This is a genomic window from Amycolatopsis tucumanensis, assembly GCF_021654135.1.
Classification (GTDB): domain Bacteria; phylum Actinomycetota; class Actinomycetes; order Mycobacteriales; family Pseudonocardiaceae; genus Amycolatopsis_E; species Amycolatopsis_E tucumanensis.
The window spans coordinates 53,497-78,217 of the sequence record NZ_JAKGSD010000041.1; the positions used below are offsets into that span (position 1 = coordinate 53,497).

25 protein-coding genes are annotated in these 24,721 nt (G+C 71.8%); 14 read left to right on the forward strand and 11 right to left on the reverse strand.

Going from position 1 to position 24,721, the window contains the following annotated elements:
* Positions 1 to 39 precede the first annotated feature (39 nt).
* Entirely contained in the window at positions 40 to 732 is a 693-nt protein-coding gene (locus L2C96_RS31370; RefSeq protein WP_237338793.1) for a response regulator transcription factor, read from the forward strand.
* Entirely contained in the window at positions 732 to 2,021 is a 1,290-nt protein-coding gene (locus tag L2C96_RS31375; RefSeq protein ID WP_020423027.1) for a sensor histidine kinase, read from the forward strand. Before L2C96_RS31370 ends, L2C96_RS31375 begins: the two co-directional genes overlap by 1 nt.
* Before the next feature lie 197 nt (positions 2,022 to 2,218).
* Here L2C96_RS31375 and L2C96_RS31380 read toward each other — a convergent pair whose 3' ends face one another.
* Together L2C96_RS31380 and L2C96_RS31385 are read right to left on the reverse strand one after the other, a co-directional pair.
* On the reverse strand, positions 2,219 to 2,752 hold the full coding sequence (locus L2C96_RS31380; RefSeq protein WP_020423026.1) for a GtrA family protein: 534 nt from the start codon (positions 2,750 to 2,752) through the stop codon (positions 2,219 to 2,221).
* 68 nt (positions 2,753 to 2,820) lie between these two features.
* A complete protein-coding gene (locus tag L2C96_RS31385; RefSeq protein ID WP_237338776.1) occupies positions 2,821 to 4,962 on the reverse strand; it encodes a sigma-70 family RNA polymerase sigma factor in 2,142 nt (713 codons plus the stop codon).
* Between the two features lie 165 nt (positions 4,963 to 5,127).
* Here L2C96_RS31385 and L2C96_RS31390 point away from each other — a divergent pair, with 165 nt between their 5' ends.
* From L2C96_RS31390 to purE, 5 genes are read left to right on the forward strand one after another with little or no spacing between them, the layout of a single operon-like run.
* A complete protein-coding gene (locus tag L2C96_RS31390) occupies positions 5,128 to 5,952 on the forward strand; it encodes a hypothetical protein (protein WP_020421000.1) in 825 nt (274 codons plus the stop codon).
* Positions 5,953 to 5,994: 42 nt separating this feature from the next.
* The gene (locus L2C96_RS31395) at positions 5,995 to 7,326 is read left to right on the forward strand and encodes a glycosyltransferase 87 family protein (protein ID WP_020420999.1); all 1,332 of its coding nucleotides are present in this window, start codon (positions 5,995 to 5,997) and stop codon (positions 7,324 to 7,326) included.
* On the forward strand, positions 7,301 to 8,443 hold the full coding sequence (locus L2C96_RS31400; protein ID WP_237338777.1) for a glycosyltransferase 87 family protein: 1,143 nt from the start codon (positions 7,301 to 7,303) through the stop codon (positions 8,441 to 8,443). The genes L2C96_RS31395 and L2C96_RS31400 overlap by 26 nt, the downstream gene beginning before the upstream one ends.
* A gap of 7 nt (positions 8,444 to 8,450) precedes the next feature.
* Positions 8,451 to 9,632, forward strand: a complete 1,182-nt coding sequence (locus tag L2C96_RS31405) for a 5-(carboxyamino)imidazole ribonucleotide synthase (RefSeq protein WP_237338778.1) — start codon at positions 8,451 to 8,453, stop codon at positions 9,630 to 9,632.
* Positions 9,605 to 10,144: a 5-(carboxyamino)imidazole ribonucleotide mutase gene (gene purE, locus L2C96_RS31410; RefSeq protein ID WP_051123614.1), complete on the forward strand. Its 540-nt coding sequence runs from the start codon at positions 9,605 to 9,607 to the stop codon at positions 10,142 to 10,144. Before L2C96_RS31405 ends, purE begins: the two co-directional genes overlap by 28 nt.
* A gap of 175 nt (positions 10,145 to 10,319) precedes the next feature.
* On the opposite strand, the gene L2C96_RS31415 is transcribed toward purE, so the two are convergent.
* Positions 10,320 to 10,988, reverse strand: a complete 669-nt coding sequence (locus tag L2C96_RS31415) for a cutinase family protein (RefSeq protein ID WP_237338779.1) — start codon at positions 10,986 to 10,988, stop codon at positions 10,320 to 10,322.
* Positions 10,989 to 11,087: 99 nt separating this feature from the next.
* Here L2C96_RS31415 and L2C96_RS31420 point away from each other — a divergent pair, with 99 nt between their 5' ends.
* Positions 11,088 to 12,122, forward strand: coding sequence for a F420-dependent hydroxymycolic acid dehydrogenase (locus L2C96_RS31420; RefSeq protein ID WP_237338780.1), 1,035 nt, complete (start codon positions 11,088 to 11,090; stop codon positions 12,120 to 12,122).
* Here L2C96_RS31420 and L2C96_RS31425 read toward each other — a convergent pair.
* Positions 12,119 to 13,780 carry a class I adenylate-forming enzyme family protein gene (locus tag L2C96_RS31425; RefSeq protein ID WP_237338781.1) on the reverse strand — a complete coding sequence of 554 codons (1,662 nt, stop codon included), beginning with the start codon at positions 13,778 to 13,780 and terminating at the stop codon, positions 12,119 to 12,121. The genes L2C96_RS31420 and L2C96_RS31425 overlap by 4 nt on opposite strands.
* A 97-nt stretch (positions 13,781 to 13,877) precedes the next feature.
* Between L2C96_RS31425 and L2C96_RS31430 the strand changes: the two genes are divergently transcribed.
* From L2C96_RS31430 to L2C96_RS31440, 3 genes are all read left to right on the forward strand, one after another.
* On the forward strand, positions 13,878 to 15,047 hold the full coding sequence (locus L2C96_RS31430) for an acyl-CoA dehydrogenase family protein (RefSeq protein ID WP_020420991.1): 1,170 nt from the start codon (positions 13,878 to 13,880) through the stop codon (positions 15,045 to 15,047).
* Positions 15,048 to 15,214: 167 nt separating this feature from the next.
* Positions 15,215 to 16,018 (forward strand): DUF3558 domain-containing protein, encoded by an 804-nt coding sequence (locus L2C96_RS31435; RefSeq protein WP_237338782.1) that lies wholly within the window; start codon positions 15,215 to 15,217, stop codon positions 16,016 to 16,018.
* Positions 16,019 to 16,146: 128 nt separating this feature from the next.
* The gene (locus L2C96_RS31440) at positions 16,147 to 16,575 is read left to right on the forward strand and encodes a DoxX family protein (protein WP_020420990.1); all 429 of its coding nucleotides are present in this window, start codon (positions 16,147 to 16,149) and stop codon (positions 16,573 to 16,575) included.
* Here L2C96_RS31440 and L2C96_RS31445 read toward each other — a convergent pair.
* From L2C96_RS31445 to L2C96_RS31470, 6 genes are all read right to left on the reverse strand, one after another.
* Complete coding sequence (locus tag L2C96_RS31445; RefSeq protein WP_237338783.1) at positions 16,572 to 17,270, reverse strand: TIGR03089 family protein; 699 nt, start codon at positions 17,268 to 17,270, stop codon at positions 16,572 to 16,574. The genes L2C96_RS31440 and L2C96_RS31445 overlap by 4 nt on opposite strands.
* A gap of 32 nt (positions 17,271 to 17,302) precedes the next feature.
* On the reverse strand, positions 17,303 to 17,626 hold the full coding sequence (locus L2C96_RS31450) for a hypothetical protein (protein ID WP_237338784.1): 324 nt from the start codon (positions 17,624 to 17,626) through the stop codon (positions 17,303 to 17,305).
* Between the two features lie 2 nt (positions 17,627 to 17,628).
* Entirely contained in the window at positions 17,629 to 18,138 is a 510-nt protein-coding gene (locus tag L2C96_RS31455; protein WP_237338785.1) for a SigE family RNA polymerase sigma factor, read from the reverse strand.
* Positions 18,139 to 18,531, reverse strand: a complete 393-nt coding sequence (locus tag L2C96_RS31460) for a hypothetical protein (protein ID WP_237338786.1) — start codon at positions 18,529 to 18,531, stop codon at positions 18,139 to 18,141. It lies immediately after the preceding gene.
* 92 nt (positions 18,532 to 18,623) lie between these two features.
* Positions 18,624 to 19,838, reverse strand: a complete 1,215-nt coding sequence (locus L2C96_RS31465; protein ID WP_237338787.1) for an LCP family protein — start codon at positions 19,836 to 19,838, stop codon at positions 18,624 to 18,626.
* A 55-nt stretch (positions 19,839 to 19,893) separates the two neighbouring features.
* Complete coding sequence (locus tag L2C96_RS31470) at positions 19,894 to 21,204, reverse strand: LCP family protein (RefSeq protein ID WP_020420984.1); 1,311 nt, start codon at positions 21,202 to 21,204, stop codon at positions 19,894 to 19,896.
* A gap of 107 nt (positions 21,205 to 21,311) precedes the next feature.
* Between L2C96_RS31470 and rfbB the strand changes: the two genes are divergently transcribed.
* Together rfbB and rfbD are read left to right on the forward strand one after the other, a co-directional pair.
* Entirely contained in the window at positions 21,312 to 22,304 is a 993-nt protein-coding gene (gene rfbB, locus L2C96_RS31475; protein ID WP_237338788.1) for a dTDP-glucose 4,6-dehydratase, read from the forward strand.
* A gap of 2 nt (positions 22,305 to 22,306) precedes the next feature.
* Positions 22,307 to 23,191 (forward strand): dTDP-4-dehydrorhamnose reductase, encoded by an 885-nt coding sequence (rfbD, locus tag L2C96_RS31480; RefSeq protein ID WP_237338794.1) that lies wholly within the window; start codon positions 22,307 to 22,309, stop codon positions 23,189 to 23,191.
* 7 nt (positions 23,192 to 23,198) lie between these two features.
* Here the strand turns inward: rfbD and L2C96_RS31485 are convergent, their stop codons facing one another.
* The gene (locus L2C96_RS31485) at positions 23,199 to 23,753 is read right to left on the reverse strand and encodes a TetR/AcrR family transcriptional regulator (RefSeq protein WP_237338789.1); all 555 of its coding nucleotides are present in this window, start codon (positions 23,751 to 23,753) and stop codon (positions 23,199 to 23,201) included.
* A gap of 74 nt (positions 23,754 to 23,827) precedes the next feature.
* On the opposite strand from L2C96_RS31485, the gene L2C96_RS31490 reads away from it, so the two are divergent.
* Positions 23,828 to 24,568 (forward strand): SDR family oxidoreductase, encoded by a 741-nt coding sequence (locus L2C96_RS31490; protein ID WP_237338790.1) that lies wholly within the window; start codon positions 23,828 to 23,830, stop codon positions 24,566 to 24,568.
* Positions 24,569 to 24,721 lie beyond the last annotated feature (153 nt).

A 24,721-nucleotide genomic window follows, 5' to 3' on the forward strand; every position in this document is an offset into this window, starting at 1 on the left:
GTTTTCACGGGCCGCGGTCGTAGAGTTGGCCAGGTGAGCATGGTGTTGCTGGCCGAGGACGACCCGGCGATCGCGGACCCGCTGTCGCGTGCGCTCGAGCGGGAGGGCTACGACGTCGAAGTGGTGGGGGACGGCCCCGCGGTGCTCGACACCACCCAGGCCAAGCGGGTCGACCTGCTCGTGCTCGACCTCGGACTGCCCGGCATGGACGGTCTGGAGGTGTGCCGCAGGCTGCGCGCGAACGGCAGCGAGCTGCCGGTGCTGATGCTCACCGCCCGCACCGACGAGGTCGACTTCGTGGTGGGCCTCGACGCCGGCGCGGACGACTACGTGGCCAAGCCGTTCCGGCTCGCCGAGCTGCTGGCCCGCATCCGCGCCCTGCTGCGCCGCCGGGTGCCGGAGGTGCTGGAAGCCGGCGGGGTGCGCATGGACCTCGGCGCGCGGATGGTGCTCGTGGACGGCCGCGAGGTGCAGCTGGCGAACAAGGAGTTCGAGCTGCTGCGGGTGCTGATGAGCCACGCCGGGCAGGTGGTGAGCCGCGACGAGATCCTCGCCGAGGTGTGGAACGACCTGGAGTCCAAGACGTCCAAGACGCTCGACATGCACATGTCGTGGCTGCGCCGGAAGCTGTCGGTGACCAGCGACGGCAAGGGGTCGGTGATCCACCACGGCGACGGTGAGCGGCGGATCGCGACGGTCCGCGGCGTCGGCTTCCGGTTCAACGCAGACTAGTGCGCCGCCGGATCCTGCTCGCCATCCTGCTCGCCGTCGCGGTGACCGCGGCGGCGCTGGGCATCCCGCTCGGCGTGACCGCGTGGAAGCTGGTCGACAGCATCTACAACGAGGACCTGGCCGGCCGCGCCGCGCAGATCGCCGCGACGCTGGACACCGAGCTGGCCGACGGCGCGCTCGACCAGAACGACCTCACGCAGGTGTCGGTCGCCATCCCGCAGGGCGGCAAGCTGGTCGTCGAGGTGCCGGGCCAGGACCGGATGACCGAGGGCGCCGACCCGGGGGCGGACCCGGTGACGGCGACCGTCCAGCTGGCGCGGCAGGGGCACCTGGAGCTGTCGATCCCGTCCGGGCCGCTGCGGTCGCGGCAGACCACGGTCACGCTGGCGGTCCTGCTGCTGGTGGTGTTCTCGGTGACGATCGGGACGGTGGTGGCGACCGTGACCGCCCGGCGGCTGGCCAAGCCGTTGCGGCACGTGGCCGAGCGGGCGGCGCGGCTCGGCGGCGGGGACTTCCGGCCGGACACCAGCCGCTACGGGATCGGTGAGCTGGACATGGTCGCCGAGGCGCTGGACACGTCGGGGACCGCGCTGGCGCAGCTCGTGCAGCGGGAGCGGCAGCTGGTCGGGGACGTGTCGCACCAGCTGCGGAGCAGGTTGACCGCGTTGCAGTTGCGGCTGGAGTCGCTGACGGTGGCCGACGACCCGGACACGGCGGAGGAGGCACGGGCGGCGCAGGAGCAGGCGGACCGGTTGTCGGAGGCGCTGGAGGAGCTGCTGGCGGCGGCGCGTGCGGCGAGCGAGGTCGACACGGAGGCGCTGGAGCTGGCCGCGGAGCTGCCCGAGGTGTCGCAGGAGTGGCGGCAGTTGCTGCGCGCGGAGGGCCGCAACCTGCGCCTGCGGATCGGCGAGGGCCTGATGGCGCGGGCGACGCCGGGGCGGTTGCGCGAGGTGGTCGGCGTGCTGCTGGACAACGCGCTGCGGCACGGGGCGGGGACGGTCACGCTGGCCGCGCGCCGCGGCGAGACCGAGGGCACGGTGGTGGTCGAGGTGAGCGACACCGGCTCGGGAATCCCGGACGACCTCGCGCCGCACATCTTCGAGCGAGGCTTTTCCGGCGGCGGCTCGACGGGGGTCGGGCTGGCGCTGGCTCGTGCCCTGGCGGAAGCCGACGGCGGGCGGCTGGAACTGTCCAGCCGGCGGCCGGCGGTGTTCAGCCTGTTCCTGCGGGTGCCGAACCCGGGGGACGTGCCGGAGGTGCGCTGGCCCGCGGAGCGCGTGCCCCGCTGAGCGGGGCGAGCTTCAGCCGGCTGCCGTAAGCCCCCGAGGCGGCAGCGTCAGGCATTGCTGGGGCGGTTCGCCCGGGGCCGGTGGCGGAAGCGTGGCGCTGCCCGCGGGTGCCGGAAAGCATGAACGAGTGCTGGCCTGCGGAGCGCGTGCCGCCACTGAGCTGGGGCCGGCCGCAGCCGAACCCAGAGCGGTCAGCGTCAGGCGTTGCTGTCGGCCTCGTCGCGGGAGAGGTCCCTGCGGCGCTTCCCCAGTTCGTCCGGGAAGACCCACCGCTTGAAGCCCCAGAAGCGGAACACCATCGCCAGCAGCATGCCGATGATGGACCCGCTGACGAAGTCCGCCGCCTCCTGCGCGAACCGGCTCACGTGCGGCAGTTCCAGGTGCAGCACGTACCGCGACACCCACAGCGGAATCAGGTTCACGGCCACGGCCAGGCCGCTGATCACGAAGAACAGCGCCGCCTCGTGGTGCCTTTCCCGTCCCCCACGAGTCCGGAACGACCATTCGCGATTGAGAATGTAGGACACGATGGTCGCGACGATGATCGCGATCGCTTTCGCGGTGGTCGGCTTGTCTTCCAGCACGCTCAGTTTCAGCAGGTACCAGACACCGTTGTCGACGATGAAGGTCGTTCCGCCGACGATCCCGAATTTGAGCAGCTCCCGATGTTTGATCAACACCGAGCGCAGTGGCTCGGGCGTGTGCGACAACACGCTTTCCACAACGGTCACTTGCGCAGTGTACGTAGTCCGCGAAACGGGGGATCGTCAGGCGGCCGCGAGAGCCGGTTTCATCCCATTCATTTCGGCGGGTACGGGATCCACGGCAACCACCACCACGGCCGCCCGTGGTCCTTGGTCGTCGAGGTGGTCGTCGTGGTCGACGGGGTCGTCGGCGAAACCGTCGTCGTGCTGCTCGACGTCGTCGTGGTCGTCGATCCGCTCGTGGACGGGTCGGTCGTCGTCGCGGGCTTCGACGACGGCGTCACCGTCGTGCTGGTCGGGGCGAGCCCCGGCACCCCGCAGTGCGGCAACCAGCAGTCGAACGTGACGGTCCGCGAGGCGTGGGCGCGGCCCAGCGTCGCCGAGACGGTGACGGTCCGGGATTCCTTCTTCGGCCGGTCCAGCTCGAACCACAGCCGCAGGTGCTCACCGGGCTGGAGCGCGTTCAGGCTGGTGCAGGTGGTCGTCGGGCCGCTGTCGCACGCCGCCCGGAAGTTGCCCAGGATCAGCCGCGCGTCGGTGTCGATCGAGAGGGTGACGGGCTTGGTGTTCTCGCCCTTGTTGACCACGTCGACGGACAGCCATGTGGACCGGCCCCACGCGGGCTGGCCGCTCCACAGGGCCGTCGCTTCCAGGGCCAGGTCGTCCGGCAGTTCGGCGACCGCCACCGGCACGTTCACCGACAGGCGGATGTTCGCGCCCGCGTTCACCGTCCCGGTCACCTGCCCCGAGGACGCCGTCCGGTCCGCCTTCAGCAGGAACGTCAGCACCGCGGTCTCACCGGGCTGCAGCCCGCGCGGCGTGGTGCAGGTGACCGTGCCCTCGCCCGGCGGGCAGTTCACCAGCAACGGCCCGGCGGCGGCCTGCGCGGCGTAACCACCGGCGCCGCCACCACCGCCACCGGCAGGCACGACGCTGATGCCGGGCGGCAGGTTCAGCGTCGCCGCGACCGGTTCGGACACCGAGGCGCCGCTGTTGCGCACCGTGATCGGCAGGGCGACCGCGTCCCCGCCCGGTTCCAGTTCGAGTGCCGAAGCCGGGCCTTCCGCGGTGATGTTCGCGGGCCCGGCGGGCGGCGGTGGCGGCGGTGCCGGGGTCGGCGCGGGCGTGGGGGCCGGGGGCACGACCGGCGCGGGTGCCGGTTCGACGGCCGGCGCGGGCGGCGCGGCGGGCGGAGCAGCGGGCGGCGCCGGTGGCTGGGCCGGCGCGACGGCGGGCGGTGGCGCCGGAACCGACGCGGCCGCCGGGATTTCCTGCGTGCCGCCACCCGCGGCCAGCGCGGCGGCGACCGCGGCGGCCACCGCCGTCCCGGCGACGCCGACGCCGACGAACTGCCGCGGCCCGGCGGCGGCGAGCGAAGCCGCCCCACCGGCCGACCCGGCCGCGGCGCCCGCGGTCGCCACGGTCGCGGCCGTCGCCTTGCCCGCGGTCGCGAGGTAGCCCAGTGCCGCCCCACCGAGGACGATCGGCGCGATGATCGCCCGCAGCGCGCCGTTGAGCTCGGCCAGTTCGGCGGCCAGCGCGCGGCAGTCGTCGCACTCGTCCAGGTGCGCCTCGACCTGGGCGCGTTCTCGTTTCGACAGGCCGTCGCGGGTCCACGCGCCCAGCCGCTCGGCGCAGGCGCGGCACTTCTCGGCGGACGTCTCGGCGAGGTGGACCTGCAGGTAGGCCTGCCGCAGGCCTTCGCGGGCGCGGTAGGCGAGCGCGGACACCCCGTTCGGCGTCAGGCCCAGCAGCGGCGCGACCTCCGCCGGGCTCTGCTGTTCGATCTCGGTGTGCCACAGCACCGCCTGCCAGCGCTCGGGCAGGGACGCGAAGGCCTTGGCCGCCATCGTCCGCTCCAGGCCGGCGACGGCGGTGTCGGAGAACTGGACGGTCAGCGCCTCCGCGCCGACCGTCGTCATGTCCTCGTTGAGGTCGACGCGCTTGTCCTTGCGGGTCTTGTCGTAGGCGGTGTGCCGCAGCGCGGTGAGCAGGTAGGCGCGGAAGGCGCTGTCCGGGCCCTTGCCGCCGCGCAGCGTGTCGAGGACCTTCGCGAACGCGTCGGACACCAGGTCGTCGGCCTCGGCGTTGGACCGCGCGAGCTGACGCGCCAGGTTGTAGGCCGCGCCCACGTGCCGTTCGTAGAGCGTGCCGTAGGCGGCCAGGGTGCCGGTGCGGACGTCGGTGATCAACTCCGCGTCGCTCTTGCCCTCGAAATCGGCCGGAAGGGTGGACACCGCTCTCCTTATCCCCAGTGTTGCGCGATCAGTGTGACTGACCGGCCCGGCCTCGTCACGCAACACCTCGCCCTATTGACCCGCACGGTGTAATTCCGTCACGACCCGCCGCGTGGATCGTCACTTCACCGGAACAGCGGTCGCGGGACGAGAGGACGGTTGCCAGTGGACGTGCCGGCCATGGGTTTGCGGCTCGAACCGGAGCCCGGCGGCGACGGCCGATCCCTGGCTGAGCTGCGGGCGCGCTGGCGGTCCGCGAGCCTGGCCGCGGGTTGGCGTTTCCCCAGCGACTGGGCGTTGCCGGAGGTCGACACGGTGTGCGCGGCGTTGCTCCGCAGGGGCACGGCGGAAATCCCGATCGCGGGCCTGGCCAGGGCGCGGGCCGCGGCGGGTGCGGGGCTGGCCGAGACGCTCGCGGATCTGGCGGCGTTGCACGCCGTGATCACCCCGCCGGGGGATTCAGGTGGTCTGGTGAGCCCGGACGTGGACGCGCTGCCGTCCCGGCTACTGCGGGTGGCGGCGCTCGCGTGGGCCGAGGTCGCGATGGACAAGCTCGCCACCACCGAGGTCATCGACCCGCTCACCGGCCTGCCCACCGCGTCCTACCTGCGGACCCGGCTGCGCGAGTTGTACGGCCGGCCGGCGCACCAGGTGTCCGAGGACCACACGCTGCTGGTCGTCTCGGTCGACCTGTCCGGGGTGACCGGCTGGTCGCGGCTCACCGCGATGATCTTGATCGCCGAGGCGCTGCGGGTGGTGTTCGACGGCGGCGAGAGCATCGCGAAGCTCGGGCCGTCGACGGTCGCCGCGGCGGTCCCGCGCGACGGCCGGATCGCCGCGAAAGCCGTGATGCTGCGGCGCGAGCTGCACGAGCGCCTGTCGGTCGACGACCAGCTGGAATCGGTCAGCCCGCCGAAGATCAAGCTGGTCCGGCTGCCCGCGACGCACGATTCCGCGTGCGACCTGCTGCAGCGACTCGCACGAACCTGACCCTGTCGCCAACGATTGGCCGATTCGTGATTTCCTGAAAGGGTGACCCAGTCAGTGCCCGCCGCAGGCGGCGAACCGCTCAGCGAGCCGGCGCACCCGCGCCTGGCTCTGCGGACCTCGCTCGCCCGGTTGTCGGTGCGGCCGCGTTCGATCCTGCTGCTGTCGCTCGTCCCGCTGCTCGCGCTCGTCTTCGGTGTCGTCGGCTGGCTGCTCGACTGGCGGCTCGGCGTGGACAGCGCGGTCTACCGGGCGGGGGCGATCACGCTCCTGCACGGCGAACCGCTCTACGACGCGAACACCCTGCCGCCGGAGCCGTGGTGGGCGCTGCTGCCGTTCACCTACCCGCCGACGGCCGCGCTGCTGTTCGTGCCGCTGGCGATCCTGCCGGTCCAGATCGCCTGGGGTGTGCTGACCGCGATCTCGGTCCTGGCGATGGCGCTCGTGGTGCGGGTGGCGATCGGCTCGCTGCCGACCCCGCCCGCCGTCCGCCGCTGGTGGTCCTCGCCGGCCCGCGCGACGCTGCTGTTCTCGCTGGTCATGCTCGGTCTCGAGCCGGTCTGGCGGACGATCTTCCTCGGCCAGATCAACCTGATCCTGATGGCCGTCGTCGTGCTCGACGTCCTCGTGATCACCACCCGCAATTCCCGCTGGGGCGGGGTGCTGGTCGGCATCGCCTCGGCGGTGAAACTGACGCCGCTGGTGTTCGTCGCGCACCTGTTCCTGACCGGCCGCCGCCGCGAGGCGTTCCGCGCGTTCGGCGTGTTCCTCGGCCTGCAGCTGCTGATGCTGGCGCTGATCCCGGGCGACACGATCCGCTACTGGACCAAGACGATCTCCGACACCGGGCGCATCGGCCCGGTGCACTGGGCGGGCAACCAGTCGCTGAACGGCCTGATGAACCGGCTCACCGACCTCGCGCCGTGGGCCTCGAAGGCGGCGCTCGGCGTCGCGGCGCTGCTGGCGATCCCGGCCGTGTGGCTGATGCTGCGGTTCCACCGCCGCGGGCAGGCGCTGGCGGCCCTGCTGGTCACCGCGTTCTTCGGGCTGCTGGCCTCGCCGATTTCGTGGTCGCACCACTGGGTCTGGGCCGTGCCGCTGATCGTGCTGCTGGTGTCCCGGCTGCCGCAGGCCACGCTCGCGAACGCGTGGAAGCGCTGGGTCGCCACCGGCGCGGTGGTCGCGGTGTTCATCAGCTGCGTGCTGCTGGCGCTGCCCAACGGGCGCAACATCGAGCTGCACTGGAAGTTCTGGCAGACCGTGCTCGGCAACGCCTACATCCTCACGCCGCTGGTCCTGACGGTGGTGCTGGTGACGCGTTGGGCACTCCAGCGCCGGCGGGAGCGGGCGCGTGACGACGTTGCGGTCCCGGGCTGAGCCCGCACTCGTCGGCGTCCTCGTCCTGGGCGCGTTCGCGGCCGGGGTGGCCGTCTGGCTCGCGGGCTGGCACCTGGGTGCGGACAGCGCGGTCTACCGCGCCGGCGCGCTGACCTTCCTGCAGGGCGACGCGGTCTACACCCCGGAGCGGCTGACCACGCTGCCGTCGTGGGTGTCGCTGCCGTTCACCTACCCGCCCGCGGCGGCGTTGCTGTTCGTCCCGCTCACCGCGCTGCCCAGCGGACTGACCTGGGGGGTGCTGGCCGCGACGTCGGTGCTGTCGCTCGCCGTGGTGGTCCGCGTGAGCGGGCGGTTCCGCGGCTGGGCGGTCGCCGGGCTGACGGTGGGGGCGCTGGCGCTGGAGCCGGTCTGGAAGACGATCTTCCTCGGCCAGATCAACCTGGTGTTGCTCGCGCTGGTCGTGGTCGACGTGCTGGTGCTGGCCGGCTCGCGCTGGTCCGGCGTGCTGATCGGGGTCGCGGCCGCGGTGAAGCTGACGCCGCTGATCTTCGTGGCGCACCTGTTCGTCACCGGCCGGTGGCGCGACGGCCTGCGTGCGCTGGCCACGTTCGCCGGGCTCCAGGCCGTGATGTTCGTGCTGATGCCCGGCGACGCCGCGCGGTACTGGGCCGAGGCCGCGTTCGACCCGCACCGCGTCGGCGGGGTGTCCTGGATCTTCAACCAGTCGCTCGGCGGGCTGGTGAACCGGCTCTCGCACGAGGCGTCCTGGTCGACGGCGGTCGCGCTGGGCGTCGGGGCGGTGCTCGCGGTGCCCGCGGTGTGGCTGGTCCGGCGGCTGCACCGGCGTGGCGAGACGCTGGCCGCGCTGCTGGTGACCGCGTTCTTGGGGCTGCTGGTCTCGCCGGTGTCGTGGTCGCACCACTGGGTGTGGGCGGTGCCGCTGATCGTGCTGCTCGCGTCGAAGGCGCGCTGGGTGTGGGCGGGCCTGGTGGCCGCGTTCTTCGCCAGCTGCGTGGTGATGCTGGTGCCCAACGGCGGCGACACCGAGTTCGGGTGGGGGCCGGAGCTGTTCGTGCCCGGCAACGCGTACGTGCTGGCCGCCGCGCTGGGAATCCTCGGGCTGGCGGCTCGTGAGCTGCGTCTCGCCGTAATCTAGAGCCGTTATGGACAAGCGCACAGGTCTCCCGGTCGTCGGGATGGTGGGCGGCGGCCAGCTCGCCCGGATGACACATCAGGCCGCGATTTCGCTGGGACAGTCGCTCCGGGTCCTCGCGATCGACGAGAACGACGCCGCCGGCCTGGTCGCCGGGCAGGTCCAGATCGGTCACCACACCGACCTCGACGCGCTGCGCGAGTTCGCGAAGACCGTCGACGTGGTCACCTTCGACCACGAGCACGTCCCGTGGGAGCACCTGTTCGCGCTGGTCAACGAGGGCTTCACGGTGCGGCCGGGGCCGGACGCGCTGGCGTTCGCGCAGAACAAGCTGGTGATGCGCGACCACCTGTCGGCCACCGGCTTCCCGTGCCCGCCGTACGCCGAGGTGTCCGAAGTGGAGGACCTCCTCAAGTTCGGCGCCGAGCACGGCTGGCCGGTCGTGCTGAAGGCGGCCACCGGCGGCTACGACGGCCGTGGCGTGTGGATGGTCGAGTCCGACGCCGAGGCGCGCACGCTGGTGCCCGAGCTGCTCGCCGCGGGCACCGAGCTGCTTGTCGAGCAGCGCGTCGCCATGAAGCGGGAGCTGTCCGCGCTGGTCGCCCGCTCGCCGTTCGGGCAGGGCGCGGCCTGGCCGGTCGTGGAGACGGTGCAGGAGAACGGCATCAACACCGAGGTGCTGGCGCCCGCGCCGGGCCTGACCTCGCGGCAGGTGCACGAGGCGCAGGAGCTGGCGCTGCGGCTGGCGAACGAGCTGAACGTGGTCGGCATCCTGGCGGTCGAGCTGTTCGAGACCGACGGCGGCCTGTTGATCAACGAGCTGGCGATGCGGCCGCACAACTCCGGTCACTGGACGATGGACGGCTCGGCCACTTCGCAGTTCGAGCAGCACGTGCGCGCGGTCCTGGACTACCCGCTGGGCGTGACCGACCTGATCGCGCCGACGGTGATGGCCAACGTCCTCGGCGCGCCGGAAACGCCGCGGATGGCGCCCGACGAGCGGCTGCACCACCTGTTCGCGCGCTTCCCGGACGCGCGCGTGCACCTCTACGGCAAGGGCGAGCGGCCCGGCCGCAAGCTCGGGCACGTCAACTTCGTCGGCGGCGACCTGGACAGCCTGCGGACCCGCGCCAAGCTGGCCGCGCACTGGCTGTCGCACGCCGAATGGCCCGACGGCTACGACATCCACTGAGAGGAAGACGCGTGACCGACGTCGGCGTGATCATGGGCAGCGACTCCGACTGGCCCGTGCTCGAAGCGGCCGGGACGGCGCTGGACGAGTTCGGCGTGTCCTACGAGGTCGGCGTGTACTCCGCGCACCGGACACCGCAGCGGATGCTCGACTACGCGCGCAGCGCGGCGGATCGCGGCATCAAGGTGATCATCGCCGGCGCCGGGGGAGCCGCGCACCTGCCCGGCATGGTCGCCTCGGCGACGGTGCTGCCGGTGATCGGCGTGCCGGTCCCGCTGAAGTACCTGGACGGCATGGACTCGCTGCTGTCGATCGTGCAGATGCCGGCCGGCGTGCCGGTGGCGACGGTCTCGATCGGCGGCGCCCGCAACGCCGGGCTGCTGGCCGTGCGGATCCTGGCCGCGCAGGACCCGGCGCTGCGGGAGAAGATGGCCGCCTTCCAGGCCGACCTCGAACAGCTGGTCCTCGACAAGGACGCCAAGCTCCAGGAGAAGCTCCCCTCGCAGAAATGAAATTTGCGGGACGGTGCGGGTGGCGGAACCTCAGAAGCCCCCTCGCTGTGGGATCGCCTCCTCATGAACGCCGGTTCACCACGTCGGCGCTGTCCTCGCGAGGGGGCTCCTGAGAACCCGCGGCGGTGCCGGCTGCGTGGGTGGTGACAGCGGTGCTGCCGTGGAGTAGTTGGTCCTAGCTCGCGTTGTACTGCTTCGCGATGAAGGCCGCCGCCTGGTCGACGCTGCCGTCCCGGGCGTAGCTCAGGTGGCCGTAGCCCGGTCCGGTGCCCGTGCCGCCGCAGACGTTGTCGCCGCGGTTGCAGAACTCCAGTGACTTCGGGCCGTAGGTCGGGCTGGCCGTCTTGATCGTCTGCCCGTACAGGCCGAGCGGGTTGCCGAACGCGATTACCGCGACCACCCGCGGCGCCAGCTCGGCGGGGATGGTCTGCCCGGTGCCGAGGTAGGTCCGGATGCCGATGGCGATGTCGGTGACGCTCGCGCCCTGCGAGTAGCCGCCGATCGCGAACTTGGTGTCCGGGCACGCGGCCGCGGTGGACTTGATGTGGTTGCTCATGTCGGTGGCGCCGGGGCCGGCGCTGGTCTGGTCGTAGCTCGCGGCGTAGTTGACCGCGTAGGACGACACTGACGCCGAGGACAGCGCCGACTTCACGTCGGACACCAGCGGCGTGCCGGTGATGCCGAGGCCGGGCGCCTCGCCGCTGCCGCGGGCGAAGACGATCTCCAGGTCGGAGCACGCGGCCGCGCTGGTGGCGGCGGACGCGGTGCCGACCGTCGCGGTGCCGGCCAGCCCGACGACGGCGCAGGCGAGCAGGGTCAGTTTGCGAAGTCTGTTGTGGACCATTCACCGAGTGTCCCGCCATCGTGTTGGCAGGGCATCGGTGAAATCACCAGTGTCGGTGAACTCCCGGTCGGTCCGGTTTCCGGCGGGTACCCGGCGATCATGGAGTTCTCGCGCCGCACGCTGGGCATGTTCGCCGCATCCGCCGGGTTCGTCCGGGTCGAGCCGCCCGCGGCGCGAGCACCCGTCGGGCTGGTGCTGTCGCACGAGCAGTTTCCGACGGCCCGGCTGCTGGACTTCGCGCGGCAGGCGGAGGCGGCGGGCTTCGCGTTCGTCTGGGCCAGCGACCACCTGCAGCCGTGGCAGGACAACCAGGGGCACTCGATGTTCCCGTGGCTCACGCTCGCCCTGGTCGGCGAGCGCACGCGGCGGGTCACGTTCGGCTCCGGCGTGACCTGCCCGAGCTACCGGCACCACCCCACCGAGGTCGCGCAAGCGTTTGCCTCCCTCGAACTGCTGGCGCCGGGACGGACGTTCCTCGGGCTCGGCACCGGCGAGGCGGTCAACGAGCAGGCGGGCACCGGCCAGTACGGCCGCTACGCCGAGCGGCACGACCGGCTGGTCGAGGCGATCACGCTGATCCGGCGGTTGTGGACGGGGGAGCGGGTCACCTTCCGCGGCCGGTTCTTCTCGACCGACCAGCTCAAGCTGTACGACCTGCCGTCGAAACCGCCGCCGGTGTACGTGGCCGCGCAGGGCCCGAAGAGCGCGCGGCTGGCCGGCCAGGACGGCGACGGCTGGATCACCCAGGCCGGGGCCTCCCTCGACCCGGCGCTGCGGGACGCGTTCGCGGCCGGCGCGCGGGCGGCGGGGAAGAACCCGGACACGATGCCGAAGTGGGCGGAGCTGTTCGCCGTGGTCGGCGACCAGCGCGAGATCGACCTGGCCGCGCAGCGGTGGCGGTTCACGGTCAACCCGGCGGACCTGGCCAATCCGGAGGCGATCCAGGAGGCCGCGCAGGCGACGCCGCTGGCGGAGGTGGCAGGCCGCTGGGCGGTGGGCACCGATCCGGCGGTGCACGTCGCCGCGGCGCGGAAGCTGCTCGACGCGGGCGTGACGCCGTTCCTGCACTTCCCGCAGGAGGACCCGGGCGTGGCGATCGAGTTCTACCGCGCCCGGGTCCTGCCGGTGCTCTAAAGCTGCTGCCGCAGCTCGCGCTTGAGGATCTTGCCCGCCGCCGACACCGGGATCTCGTCGACGAACCGCAGCTCCCGGATCCGCTTGTAGGGCAGGACGTTGTCGTTGACCGCGGACAGGATCTCCGCCTCGGTCACGTTCTCCGCCGCCCGCACGACGAAGGCCACCGGCAGCTCGCCGACGTCGTCCTGCTTGCGCCCGACGACGGCCGCCGCCGCGACGCCGGGGTGCGCGATGAGCAGCTCCTCCAGCTCGCGCGGGTACACGTTGTACCCCTTGTACAGCAGCATGTCCTTCTTTCGGTCCACAATGGACAGGTAGCCGTCCTTGTCGAGGACGCCGATGTCGCCGGTGTGCAGCCAGCCGTCCACCAGCACGGCGGCGGTCTCGTCGGGCCGGTCGTGGTAGCCCGCCATCACCTGCGGCCCGCGGATGCACACCTCGCCCTGCTCGCCCTCGGGCACCGGGTCCTCGCCGCCCTCCAGCGGCACGATCTTGACCTCGGTGTCGAACACCGGCACGCCCACCGATCCCTGCTTGCGCAGGCCGGACCGGAACGCCGGGTTGATCGTGGCGCCCATGGTGACCTCGGTGAGGCCGTAGCCCTCGCTGATCACCGCGTCCGGGAACCGCGCGGCCAGCGCCTTCAGCATCTCGTGCGGCAGCGGCGCGGCGCCGGAGCTGATGCCCCGCACGCTCGACAGGTCGCGCGTGGCCAGGTCCGGGCTGGCCAGCAGGGCCGCGAACAGGGCGGGCGCGCCGCCGATCGAGGTGACCCGCAGGCGTTCGGCGTCGGCGAGGTAGGCGACCGGGTCGAAGCGGTCGTGCAGAGTGGTGGACCCGCCGCTCATCACCGGGACGTTGAGCCCGCCGATCGTGCCCATCGCGTGGAACCACGGCGTGAGGTTGATGCCCGAGCCGGTGCCCAGCCGGGTCGGCCACTCGTCCGGGCTGCCGATCTGGTCGAGGGTGAGGTCACCGTCGTCGTCCAGCGCCGGCAGCGAGCCGGTGCCCCAGCAGGCGTACTGCAGCGTGTTGACCACGACGTTGCGGTGCGGCAGCCGCACGCCCTTCGACCGGCCGGTGGTGCCGCCGGTGTAGGAGAGGTGCGCGAGGTGGGTCCGGGTGTCGATGTCCAGCTCGGGGCGGGTGTCCGGCTGGTCGGCGAGGAACGCCTGGAACTCCACCTGGTCGTCGGCGAGGTCGTCCGGCGCGACGACCACGACCAGCTCGACGGCGGTCTGTGCGCGCACCGCGGTGAGCACCGGGGCGACCTTGCCGAGCGTGACCACGGCGACGGCGCCGGAGTCGGCGAGCTGGTGGGCGAGGTCCGCGGGCGGCAGCAGCGGGTTCGCCGGGGTGAAGGTCGCGCCGGCGAGCAGGATCCCGTAGTAGGCGATCGGGTAGGGGAGGCAGTTGGGCAGATGGATGGCGACGGTCGCGCCCGGCCCGATGCCCCGGGCCCGGAGCGCGTTGGCGAACCGGCACGCGGCGCCGTAGGTCTGGGCGTAGGTGAGGGAGCGGTCGTGGTGGGTGAACGCGGTTCGGTCGCCGTAGCGCTTCGCGGCGCCGGCCAGGATCGACCCGGCGGGGACGTCGGGGTACTCCAGCGATCTCGGGAAGTGGGGCGGCCATGACCCAGCAGCAGTGATCGGCATCACCCCACCATAGAGCGAAGGTGCGGCCCAGAACACAATTCCGGCTGGTGAACGACTACTAACATGGACGGCGGACTTCTTACCCGTGCGAGGAAAGGTGACGAAGGTGTCGGAGACCCCGGGCCTCTACCAGCTGGCCGAGGAGCACGAGGAGCTGCGTGCTGCCGTGCGTGCGCTGGCGGAGAAGGAGATCGCACCTTACGCCGCCGAGGTGGACGAACAGGAGCGGTACCCGGTCGAGGCTCTGCGGGCGCTGAACGCCTCGGGCTTCAACGCGGTGCACATCCCCGACGAGTACGAGGGGCAGGGCGCGGACGCGATCGCGGCGTGCATCGTGATCGAGGAGGTCGCGCGGGTCGACGCGTCGGCGTCGCTGATCCCGGCGGTGAACAAGCTGGGGACGCAGCCGATCATCCTGTCGGCGTCGGACGAGCTGAAGAAGCTGGTGCTGCCGGAGATCGCGGCCGGTGCGACGGCGTCGTACGGGTTGTCGGAGCGGGAGGCCGGTTCGGACACCGCGTCGATGCGCACGCGGGCCCGGCTGGACGGTGACCACTGGGTGCTGAACGGGACGAAGGCGTGGATCACCAACGCCGGCGAGTCGACGTGGTACACGGTGATGGCGGTGACCGACCCGGACGCGCCGAAGAAGTCGAACGGGATTTCGGCGTTCGTGGTGCACAAGGACGACCCGGGCTTCTCGGTCGGCCCCAAGGAGCGCAAGCTGGGCATCAAGGGTTCGCCGACGCGGGAGATCTACTTCGAGAACTGCACGATCCCGGCGGACCGGATCATCGGCGAGCCGGGCACCGGGCTGAAGACGGCGCTGCGCACGCTGGACCACACCCGCCCGACGATCGGGGCGCAGGCGCTGGGCATCGCGCAGGGCGCTCTGGACGCGGCGGTCGCGTACGTGAAGGAGCGCAAGCAGTTCGGCAAGGCGATCGGTGAGTTCCAGGGCGTGCAGTTCATGCTGGCGGACATGGGCACGAAGATCGAGGCCGCCCGGCACCTCGTGTACGCCTCCGCGGCAGCCACCGAACGCGGCGACGCGCGTGCTGGATTCATGGCCTCGGCGGCGAAGTCCTACGCGTCCGACGTGGCGATGTCGGTGACCACGGACGCGGTGCAGCTCTTCGGCGGCGCCGGCTACACCCGCGACTTCCCGGTGGAACGCATGATGCGCGACGCGAAGATCACGCAGATCTACGAGGGCACGAACCAGATCCAGCGCATGGTGATGGCGCGGGCTCTGTTGAAGGGCTGATTCCCGCGGGTTTTTTGGCGCGGCGTCCGGGCGTTGGCTCGGGCGCCGCGTTTTTTTTTGTGCCCTTTCCTGCGACTTGCGCGAAACATCTGTTCGGAGAGGCGCAGGCGGGCCACTGGGCGGTCGACGAGGAAACGGGGACTCATCTCCGAAGTGCCATCGCCACAATGCAGGATCGGCTCGACACTCTTGCCTCTCGGGTGGCCTATCTCCAGCGAGCGCCGAAGTTGGGCAACGATGCTTATGTCCAGCAGGTCGCGGAGCACATGCGGCAAGCAATGGACTCGGATGATCGTTCGTTGGTCCCGGTGTTCCACATGTTGACTGCCGGCCTGGACAACCTGCGGCATGCGTTGGACGTGGCAATCCGCAACTATGATGCTGCCGACGACGAAGCCGCGCGAGGCATATCCGGCGATTCAAGGAATGAGTGTGAAGTGACTCGTCTGCCACGGTACATCTGCCTTCTGGCTGGTTCCTGTGCCGTCCTCATGGCATTGACTGCATGCTCCGAAACTGTCGCTGGGATGCCGTCACCCGCCGAACGAGCCTCTTCGTCGTCTGCCGCTGGTGCTGGGACGTTGACCGGCATGGACGCGTGCGCCGTGCTCGGACAGTTGGTCGAAGGTGAGGGATTCGGGCCGGGCGAGCGGAAAACTGCGCGCAACGAATGCCATGCATCGAAGCCTGATTACGGCACATATTCCCTCGCTCTCGATCCGGTTCAGGGGCTTGCCGAGTACGAGAGGCAAGTGCCTGGCAGTGCTCCGGCGGCCATCAACGGCCGCGAGGCGCGCCAAGGGGAACCGTTCGGTGCGGGGCAGGGGATGTGCGAGTTCGCCCTCCAAGTCGGTGAGCACGGGCGTGCGGTCGTGACCGCGACGATGCTGCGTGCGGAACAACGCGCACACGCCTGTGACGCCGCGCGTGAGCTCGCCACCGAGCTGGAGCCGCTGCTTCCGGCGCGCTAGCGGCCGACGCGCTGTGTGCGCCTGCTCACGCGTTCATGTCCAGAATGTGGGTTTTTCACAAGTTGCTCACCTGCGTCCGGTACCGTCGACCCCGCTAGTTGAAACTTCAACCAGAATGGGGAGCTGCGATGTACGACCGGGTCAAGGACGTGACCTTGTTGATCGGCCGGGTGGCGGTGGGTGTGGTCTTCCTCGCGCACGGCCTGCAGAAGTGGGACACCGGCCTGGACGGGGTCACGAACATGATGAGCGGCATCGGCGTGCCGCTGCCCACCCTGTCCGCGCTCTTCCTCATCGTCATCGAGACCGTCGGCGCGGTCGCGTTCATCCTCGGCGCCGCGCTGCCCGTGCTGGGGGTGCTGTTCGCGGTGGACATGGTCGGCGCGATCTTCTGGGTGCACCTCGACGCGGGCCTGACCGGCCAGGGCGGCTACGAACTCGTGCTCGTCCTCGGCGCGGCCGCCCTCGCGCTCGGGTTCAACGGCGGGCGCCTCTCGCTCGACCACCTGCTCGTCGGGCGGCGCCGGGCCCGCAAGGCCGAACTGCAGACCGCCTAGGCGAGCAGGTCGACCGTCGTCCGCTCGGCGGCTCTGCGGTCGTCCAGCTTCGACGCGTCCGGATTGGAGATCTGCACCAGGTGGGCGCCCGCTGACAACGGGGTCAGCAGGCCGCCCAGCACACCCTCCGGCACGCTCCACTCCACAGTGGACAGCACGCGCGCTCCGGAACCCAGTGCGCCTGCCCGGGAACGCGCCTCCGCCAGCACCTCGTCCACAGTGGACCCGGCGAGCGCCGGGGTGTCACCGGCGATCGGGATCATCGGGCTGAAGTCGTCGCCGTACGCGCGCGCCTCGTTGAGGTAGTCCAGCGCGCCCGGCACCGGCGCGGTCAGCCCGCGGCCCATCGGGTCCAGCGCCACCACCGCCGTCGACTCGGCCCCCGCGCCCGAACCGCCCGGCGCCACGAACGCCACCCGCGCCCCGGCCGGCGACGCGACCACCTCCGCGCCGCACCACCACGCGCCCAGCAGCACGCCCGCCGTCTGCCAGTGCGCGGGCAGCGCCACGGCCACCGGGTCGCCCGGCTCCACGTCGAACTCCTCGACCAGCCAGTTCGCCGTCTTCGCCGCCCAGTTCGCGGTGGTCGCCACCGACAGTTCGACCCGGGTGCCCGCCGCGTCGTCGTAGTGGGTGATCAGCGGCTTCCCCGGCTGCGCGAGCAGGGGGCGGAACAACGCGTCGGTCAGGCTCACGCCGCCGATTCTGCCTCCCGGACCACCCCCGATCACGGCCGGGTGGTCGCGCGAGGTGAAGCGTCCGGTGACGGCGTGGTCGGGTGCGTGACGGCCGGGGGCGGCACGGTGCTCGGCGTGACGGCCGGCACCACCGGGTCCGCGGGCCGGACCGGTTCAACGGGTCCGGTGCCGTAGGCCGCGACCACCACGCCCACCACGATCGCGGCGCTGCCCACGGCGCTCGCCACGATCGCCGCCGCGCGTCTGCGGGCGCGGATCCGCGACCCCCGGGTGATCACGTCGCCGGCGTCGAAGATCACCGGCGGTCCGTCGCCGACCCCGCGGAACAGGGCCCGGATGTCGTCGTCGCGCATGTTCACCTCCCCTCCATGGGAAACGCCGGCAGGTGCAGCCGGAGGGTGGCCAGCCCACGGGCGGCCTGGCTCTTCACCGTGCCCGCGGAGCAGCGCAGCGTCCGGGCGGTCTCGTCGACCGAGAGGTCGTTGAAGTAGCGCAGGACCAGCACCGCGCGCTGCCTCGGCGGGACCGCCGACAGCGCGTCGGCCAGGACGACGCTCTGCTCCACGTCGGGCTCGGGCGACAGCGGTTCCGGCGGGGCGTCCGTCAGGTGCTCACGCCGGAACCGGACGCGCCGGTTCTCCGCGAGGAAGGTGCGCACCACGACGCGCCGGGCGTAGGCGTCCAGCGCGTCGTGGTGGGACAGCCGCGGCCAGGCGAGGTACAGCTTGAGCAGCGCGGCCTGCGCCAGGTCCTCCGCCCGGTGCCAGTCGCGGCACAGCAAGTAGGCGGTGGTGCGCAGGGCGCGGGCGCTGCGGGCGAAGTACGCGCTGAACTCGCCGTCCCACGGTGCGGACGAGCGGCTCACCTACGGCGCGGCCGTCGGGACCACCGTGGGGGCCGGCTTGGTCGTGTGCCGCGGCGGGCCGCCCGGGGTCGTGGGCTGCTCGGCCACCGGCGCCGGCTGGGTGGTGGGCTGCTCGGTCACCGGGGCCGGCCTCGTCGTGGGCGGGACGGGCGCGGCGGTGGGCCGCTCGGTCCCCGGAGCGGCCGTCGGCAGGTCCCCTGGCGTGGTCAGCGCAGGCGGCGCCGGTTCCGGCGTGCCCGGCTTGGTCGTGAGCTGCGTGGTCCCGGCGGCAGGCGACGGACTGGCCGGAACGGGCTGCGGCGTGTCGGCGGTGGCCGCGGCCACCGCCAGTGAACCACCCAGCAGTGCCGCGCCTGCGGCGATGGCGCCGGCCACCACGGTTCGGATGCGCATGAGTCTCCTAGGCAGGCGACGCCACCCCGGTGGCGGCGTCTCTGCCCTCACTCATGCGGTCTGCGGTCCGTTCGGTTGCACCGATCCGGTGATCAGTTCACACACGTCACGCCGGCCGGCACCGCCTGCACCGCGGCCGCGCCCGATGACGCCCCGCCGCCCGATCCGGCGCTCCGCCCGGCCATGCCCGCGAAGAACTGCCGCACCGCGACCGGGTCGACCTCCACGATGCTCTGCTCGCCGTCCGGGCTGCGGCCGTCGATCCTGACCACCGGAATGGTCGTGAACGTGACGTCCCCGGACGCCAGGCCCTTGGCCTTGTCCGCGAACTGCAGCAGGTCGAAGTCCGGGTCGAGCACCAGCGACCGGTGCAGCGCGTCGGTCAGCTCGCCGAGCGTGCCGGGGTTCGCCAGCACCCCGGCCGACAGCACCTTGTGCAGCGCCGAGGACAGGAACGCCTGCTGCCGCACGATCCGGTCCAGGTCCCCGCGCGGCAGGTTCTTCCGCTGCCGCACGAACGACAACGCCTCGCCGCCGGACACGGTCTGCACCCCGGCCCGGAAGTCGGCGCCGGAGTCCTTGTCCTCGGTGGCGTGGTTCAGGCACACCTCGACGCCGCCGAGGGCCTCGGTGATCAGGTAGAACCCAAGCAGGTTGACCTCCGCGTAGTGGTCGACCCGCACCTGGGTGAAGTCCTGCACGGCCTGCACCAGCGCCTGCCGCCCGGCCTGGTCGGAGTCGCGCTCGACCCCGGCCGCGTCGCGCCTGCCCGAGCGCCGCAGCTCGTCGGCCTTCGCCTGCTTCGCGACGCCGTACACCGAGTTGATCTTGCCCTGGCCGCCGCGCGGCACGTCGATCCAGGTGTCCCGCGGGATCGACACCGCGTACGGCTTCGCGCCGTTCTTCGGGAGCCGCACGATGATGACCGTGTCGGTGTTCACCCCGCTGGTCTGCTCGGTGCGCAGGGTCTTGAGCACCTGCAGCGGCAGCGCGTTGCCCTGCATGTCCGTCCGGGCGTCCGCGCCGACCAGCAGGATGTCGTCCGCGCCGTCGTCCGCGGGCGGCGCAGGCTTGTCGTCCGGCAGGTCGAGGGCGTCCGTGGTGTGCACGTTGCCCTGCACCTCGTGGTAGGTCGCCCACGCGTACCCGGTCGCCGCCAGCGCGAACACCGACACGAGCGCGATCAGCGTCTTCCCGGTGGCCCGGAACGGGTGGCGACGGCGGCGCGGCGCCTGCTCGGCCCGCGGCTCGTCGGCCGGAGCCGTCGACCGCGGGAACGGCGTCGGTTTCGGCTCGTCGTCGTCCATCCCCGTGGTCTCCCCCCTCATCAGCCCCTGGGGACCAGGTTAAGGCACCGGGACGTCAGTTCACACAGGGCACGTCGCCCGCCGTGATGGGCGGCGGCGCGGGGGAGGACGAGGTCAGGGCCGGTGAGCTGGGCGGCGGCGCCGCGGACGAGCTCGCCCGGCGGCTCGAGGTGGGCGGCTTGCTGGACGCCGACGACGTGGGCGCGACCGAGGAGGACGTCCGCTCGCTGCCGTCGGACGTGAGCTGGTCGACGAACGCGTGCACGGCCTGCGGGTCGACGCGCACGACGTCCGCGCCGCCGATGACCGCATTGCCGACCACCGGGATGGTGCGGAACTCGATGTTGCCGCCGTTGAGCCCGCGCATCTGGGCCGCGAACTCCGGCAGGTCCCAGTTGTCCGACAGCACGACGGACTTCTTCACGGCCGTGATCACGTCGGAGAGCTTGCCGGGGTTGGCCAGCACGTCGCGGGAGAGCATCTTGCGGGCCAGCCCGGACAGGAAAGCCTGCTGCCGCCCGATGCGGTCCAGGTCGCCGCCCGGCAGGTCGTAGCGCTGCCGCACGAACGCCAGCGCCTGCACGCCTTCCACGGTCTGCCGCCCGGCGGGCAGGTCGACGCCGGACTTGCGCTCCCGCACCGGCGCCTTCAGGCACACCTCGACGCCGCCGAGGGCCTTCGTCACCTCGTAGAAGCTCGCGAGGTTCACCTCGGCGTAGCGGTCGATCATGCCCGGCTTGCCGATGAACGTCTCCAGCGTGGCGATCAGGTTCTTGCGGCCGGCGACCTTGGCCTGCTCGTCGGCCGACTTCAGGTCGGCGCCCTGCTGCTGGAGCTCCCGGAACCGGTCGTTGTAGGCGTAGACGAACGCGCCGTTGAGCTTGTGCTTGCCGAACCCGCCCGCCAGCTCGACCCACGAGTCGCGCGGGAACGAGATCGCCACCGCGCGGCGCCCGTCCTGCGGGATGTGCACGAGGATCATGGTGTCGGTCTGCTTCTCGCCGTCGGACTCGCCGGCGTGCAGCATGTCCAGCACCTCGCGCGGCAGCGGGTTGCCCTGCGCGTCGGTCCGGCTGTCCATGCCGACCAGCAGGATGTCCACCGCGCCGTCCAGCGGGACCGCGTGCAGCTCCTCGTCGTCGAAGACCTGGGTGGTGGACAGGCCCGAGTTCGGGTCGCCGATGAACTGCCAGCCGTACCAGGTGACGGTGAGCACCGCGACCGACACGAGCGCGACCACGAGTTTGCCGCCCCGGCGCGCGACGATCGCGATACGGTTGCGCCGCCGTCTGGGAGACGGGATGGGCCGCGCGGGCCACGTGACCTCGTCCGCGGCGTCCAGGCGGGTGGTAAGCCCGTCGGTCACACTCGCTCCCTCCCAGCCCCCGACCCGAGTGAATGCGTCCAGATTACTGTTCGGGTGAGTGAAGCGGTCGTGGGCTGGTCCGTGACGATCTTGAGGAGGAGAAGGCGATGCGGGTCCTGGTGACCGGGGGCGCGGGTTTCATCGGCTCGCACTACGTCCGGCAGGTGCTCTCCGGCGCGTACCCGGCGCTGGCCGACGCCGAGGTGGTGGTGCTCGACAAGCTCACCTACGCGGGCAACGAAGCGAACCTCGCGCCGGTGGCGGACTCGCCGCGGCTGCGGTTCGTGCGCGGCGACATCACCGACGCGCAGGTGGTCGCCGACGTCATGCAAGACGTCGGGCTGGTCGTCCACTTCGCCGCCGAGTCGCATGTGGACCGCTCCATCCTCGGCTCCGCCGACTTCGTGCTGACCAACGTGCTGGGCACGCAGACCCTGTTGCAGGCCGCGCTGGACGCCGGGGTGGACAAGTTCGTGCACGTCTCGACGGACGAGGTGTACGGCTCGATCGAGAGCGGATCGTGGTCGGAAGACCACGTGCTGGAGCCGAATTCGCCGTACTCGGCGTCGAAGGCGTCCTCCGATCTGATCGCGCGGTCCTACTTCCGGACGCACGGGCTGCCCGTGTGCGTGACCCGGTGTTCGAACAACTACGGGCCGTACCAGTTCCCGGAGAAGGTCATCCCGCTTTTCGTTACCAACTTGTTGGACGGCCACACGGTCCCGCTGTACGGCGACGGGCTGAACGTCCGTGACTGGTTGCACGTGGACGATCACTGCGCGGGCATCCAGCTGGTGGCCGAGGGCGGCCGTCCGGGCGAGATCTACAACATCGGCGGTGGCACCGAGTTGACCAACCGTGAGCTGACCGAGCGACTGCTGGCCGCGGTCGGCGTCGGCTGGGAGCGGGTCGAGCAGGTTGCCGACCGCAAGGGCCACGACCGGCGGTACTCCGTGGACATCACCAAGATCAGCACCGAGCTCGGATACGCGCCGAAGGTTTCCTTCGACGCGGGTCTGGCGGATACGGTGCGCTGGTACGCCGACAATCGGGCGTGGTGGGAGCCGTTGAAGCGGCGCGCCGCGCTGGTGGGGAAGTGACGATGCTCAGTGTGCTGGTGCCCGGTGGAACGGGGCAGCTCGGCAGCGCCCTGTCCGCGCTCGCCTCGTCCGACGTGCGCGTGGTCGCGCCGTCCTCGGCCGAACTGGACGTGACGAGCGCCGGTTCGGTGATCGCCGCGGTGAACGCGCTCGCCGCCGAGGCGGCGGAAGCCGGGCGCAGCCCGCTGGTGATCAACGCGGCGGCCTACACGGCGGTCGACGCCGCGGAGACCGACGAGTCGCGGGCGTTCCGGATCAACGCGGACGGCGCCCGGGTGCTCGCCGCGGCCTGTTCGTCCCGGCGCGTGCCGCTGATCCACGTGTCCACCGACTACGTCTTCCCCGGCGACTCGTCCCGGCCCTACGAGCCGGAGGACCCGCTGGGCCCGCGCAGCGCGTACGGCCGGACCAAGGCGGCCGGTGAGGACGCCGTGCTCGGTTCGGGGGCGCGGGCCTGGGTGGTGCGCACGGCGTGGGTGTACGGCGCGGGCGGGGCGAACTTCGTGGAAACCATGCGCCGCCTGGAAGGTGAGCGCGACACCGTGTCCGTTGTGGACGACCAGCGTGGGTCGCCGACCTCGTCCGCCGATCTGGCCGCGGGCTTGCTGGACCTGGGCCGGGCGGTGGTGAGCGGGCGTGCGCCCCAGCGGCGGGTGCTGCACTGCACGAACTCCGGGGAGACCACCTGGTACGGCTTCGCGCGGGCGGTCTTCGAGGAACTCGGCGCCGATCCGGAGCGGGTGAAGCCCTGCACGACGGCGGAATTCCCCCGGCCCGCGCCGCGGCCGCCGTACTCCGTGCTGTCCAACGAGGCGTGGCGGCAGGCGGGGCTCACACCGCTGCGCCCGTGGCGCGAGGCGCTGCACGACTACCTCGCCGGGAAGTAGCCGGCCGTCAGCGCGGACGCAGACCGTCGACGATCACCGCGACGATCTTGTGCGCCCGCGCGTCCCACTCCGCCTCCGGCACCCGCGACAGGGCGCCCAGCAGGAGGATGACGTCCGCGGCGTCGACCTCCGCACGCACCTCGCCGGCGGCCTTGCCGCGGTCGAGCACCGTGCCGAGCGCGTCGTCGAGCCGGTGGTGCTGGTCCGCGTAGAGGTCCTGCCACGCCGACGCCTCGATCGCCGCCATGACGCCGCGCTTGACCCGCGCGTACTCGATCAGCCGCTGCATCCAGAGCGTCAGCGCTTCGAGCGGGGGGTGCTCGGCGAGCAGCGGCGCCACGGCGTCCACGAGCTGGGTCAGCTCGTGCCGGTACACCTCGGCCAGCAGGTGCTCGCGGGTCGGGAAGTGCCGGTAGAGGGTGCCCTGGCCGACGCCGGCGGCCTTGGCGACCGCGTGCAGTTTCAGCTCGCCGCTCTCGGAACCGCTCAGTTCGGCCCGCGCGGCCTGGACGATGCGGTCGCGGTTGGCGACCGCGTCCGACCTGCGCTCACGGCTTCCCACGGGACTACCTCCTCAAGCGGACAACTGTCCGGTACAGTTAAACGGACAGTTGTCAGCTTAGTGGGAGTTGTGCGATGAGCGGAGTGGACGGCAAGGTCGTCGCCATCACCGGTGCCAGCAGCGGTATCGGAGCGGCGACGGCCATCGAACTGGCGGACCGCGGGGCGGCGGTCGTGCTGGGAGCGCGGCGGGGCGAGCGGCTCGCATCGCTGGTGGAGCGGATCCGGGGCACCGGCGGTCGTGCGGAGATGCTGGAGGTCGACGTCACCAGGCGGGAGGACCTCGCGGAGCTGGTGGGGCTGGCGGTGGACCGGTTCGGGCGGCTCGACGTGCTGGTGAGCAACGCCGGGATCGCCAGCCTGGCCCCGGTGGCCGACCTGGAGGTGGACGCCTGGGACGCGATGATCGACGTCAACGTGCGGGGCGTCCTGTACGGGATCGCCGCCGCGATGCCGGTCTTCCGCGCTCAGGAGCGGGGGCACTTCGTCACCACGGTGTCGACGTCGGGGCTGAAGATCGTGCCGACACAGGCGGTGTACGCGGGCACCAAGAACGCGGTGCGCACGGTGCTGGAGGCGTTGCGGCAAGAGTCGACCGACGGGGTGGTGCGGACGACCGCGATTTCACCGGGGTACGTGCGGACGGAGCTCGTCGACAACGTCGCCGATCCGGACCAGCGGGAGGCTGCGCGGCAGGCCATGGCCGAGCTGGGGATCGACCCGGAGGCCGTGGCGCGGGCGGTCGCGTTCGCGATCGAGCAGCCGGAGGACGTGGAGATCGGGGAGTTGGTGATTCGGCCTGCGCGGCAGGGGTGATGGTTGGGCCGGATGGCGCCTTTAAAGATCAAGGGATGTCCTCGCCGGACGGGCAGGCTCCGGGATGACCAGGGGTTGGGTGCCTCGTCTTGCCTTGGCGAGGTGGTCGCTGGGTGGTCATCCCGTCGCCTTCCGGTTTGTGCATATCACCTT